This window comes from Pedobacter anseongensis (genome assembly GCF_037482965.1).
Lineage (GTDB): Bacteria > Bacteroidota > Bacteroidia > Sphingobacteriales > Sphingobacteriaceae > Pedobacter > Pedobacter anseongensis.
Genome location: NZ_JBBHKB010000009.1, coordinates 1 through 2456, shown reverse-complemented (window position 1 = coordinate 2456; position 2456 = coordinate 1). Strand labels below are relative to the sequence as shown.

At 38.6% G+C, this 2456-nt stretch carries 1 protein-coding gene; it reads left to right on the top strand.

All coding sequences use genetic code 11. The features are described 5' to 3' along the window. Window positions 1-2456, top strand: a 2456-nt coding sequence (locus WG904_RS19555; protein WP_339581043.1) for an MG2 domain-containing protein, incomplete at both ends; no start/stop codon positions are given.

Genomic DNA, 2456 nt, shown 5'->3' with positions numbered 1-2456 from the left:
CACCTACAATAAAATCTTCCCCAAAGAGAAATTGTACCTTTCTTTAGATAAACCCTATTACAACGCTGGCGATACAATATGGTTTAAGACCATTTTGCTAAATGGCAACCTTACCGCTAATTTGCAGACAGATAGAATTCACATCGAACTTTTCAATGATAGCAGCAGACTGGTAGAAAATAGGGTAATTGCCTTAAATAACGGACTTGGTTACGGCGATTTCGCCTTAAAAAACAAGCTCCCTTCAGGCACGTATACCATAAGAGCCTATACCAATTGGCAACAGAATTTCGGCGACGATTATTTCTTCCAAAAAAGCATTTATATTGGCAATGTAGGCACCCAGACATGGCTTTTAGATTCTTATCAAAAGATTACCACAACAGGGACAAGCAAGACACTCGAACTTAAAACAAGAATTTCAAATATAAAGAATGAGGCGGCGGGACTTCGGGATGTTGAGGTGTACTTAATGAGTGGCAAGAAAAGAATCATGAAAGCAGACCTGCAGACTAGCCAGAATGGGATTATTGAAACGCAAATTCCACTGCCCGATAACAAATTAGCAGCAAACTCTAGTTTTTATATCGTCGATAAAAATGATAGAAAAAGAAATGCCGAGCTCCCAATACTTTTGCAGGACGAAGAGGAAGTAGACCTACAATTTATGCCCGAAGGTGGATATATGATAAATGGCATCTACGGAAAGGTCGCTTTCAAGGCCATAGGGGTCGATGGGAAAGGGAAAAAAATCACTGGAACGATCATAAATTCAAAAAATGAAAAGATCGCAGACTTATCGACCCTCCACAAAGGAATGGGAAGTTTTTATCTTCTTCCCCAAAAGGGCGATAATTATACCGCTGTTTATACGCTAGCTGGAAAAGAACAGCGTTTAAATTTACCTGCGGCAAAAGATGAAGGCACTAGCTTAAGGATCGATCACCTTTCTAAACCTGATTCGGTATTAATCTATGTAAAAGCCACCGAGGGGAAGACAAGGGATGAAAATTATGCGTTAATCGCTCAATCCGCTGGCGAACCCCTGATTACTACTCCTGTAAATCTTAAAAATGGATTCTTTAATCTAAAATTAGCCAAAAAAAGTTTTCCAGATGGTGTTATCCATTTTACCTTATTTTCGCCTACACAATTGCCGCTAAATGAACGACAAGTTTTTATCAATTACAAACAAAAGATAAACCTTAAAATCAGTTCAGATAAAAACAGCTATAGTCCTAGAGATAGTATTGCTATTGAACTTGCAGCCACTAATGAAACAGGATTACCAATAGCGGCCAGCTTTGCCATTTCAATCACCGATAACAGTCAGGTAAAGCAAGATGAAAATCAAGATCATATCGTAAGTTATTTTTTGTTACAGAGCGATATCAAAGGAAATATTGAAGATGGAAGTTGGTACTTTCAGAATACCGAGGCCGCCACACTTTTGGCGCTCGATCATCTTTTATTAACTCAAGGATGGATAGGCTACAAGTGGAACGAAATGTTAAAGCCATTAGAGCCACCCAAATTTAAGCCAGAGAAAGATAATTTAATTGAAGGAAAGGTAATGCGCTTATTCAATAAACCCGCTTCAACAATTAAATTAACCTTACTTGCGCTGGGTCGAAATCTTTTTGTCACCGACACGATCACCAATAACGAAGGCAAGTTTGTGTTTAAAGACCTACCGCTTTTAGATAGTGCAGCCTACAGTATTAAAATAAAGAACGCTAATGGAAACGAACCCGCAGCAAATATTTTTGTAGAAGAATTTATACCCTCAAAAATTAGCTTCACCGCAAAAAGAATTACACCTTGGTATGTTAATGCCGATAGCACGAAATTAAACTATTTCAAAACTACTGAAAACCAAAAAAGACCGATCGGTCTCGAACAATTAAAACTTGAAGGCGAACGACTTAAGGAGGTAGAAATTAAAGGCAATAAACGGCTGAACGACTTCATTGAAAAAACGGCTTGGGATGCGCATCCTTATGGACAGATTACCGAAGCAGAACTCAAAAAGACCCCTCGTAAAACATTATACGATCTGTTAAGAGAAAAATTTCCAGGGTTTACTATGACCAACCCATCGTCAGGTTTTTCTATTGGTATGAGGCCAATTGGGATTGTAATGATTGATAATATTAATACAAATGTTGTAGATGGTGTAGTTACCGATCCAGGTTATAATGTCACTGGTAAAGTTGCCCCTGCTATTGCCACAAATAGATTTATATTTAATACGTTAAGCGCCGAAGATATTAAAGATATTATGCTTTATGAAGGAGGTGGGTCAGAGCAAACCTATTTCTACCTCGACATCATTACGCGTAGTGGTAAAGGGCCGTGGATTAACACTTCGAGGGGCGTATACGTATTCAGACCACTTCCATTGTACGTGCCAAAAGAATTCTACAGCCCCAAATACAGCATTGATAAAAGCTCGC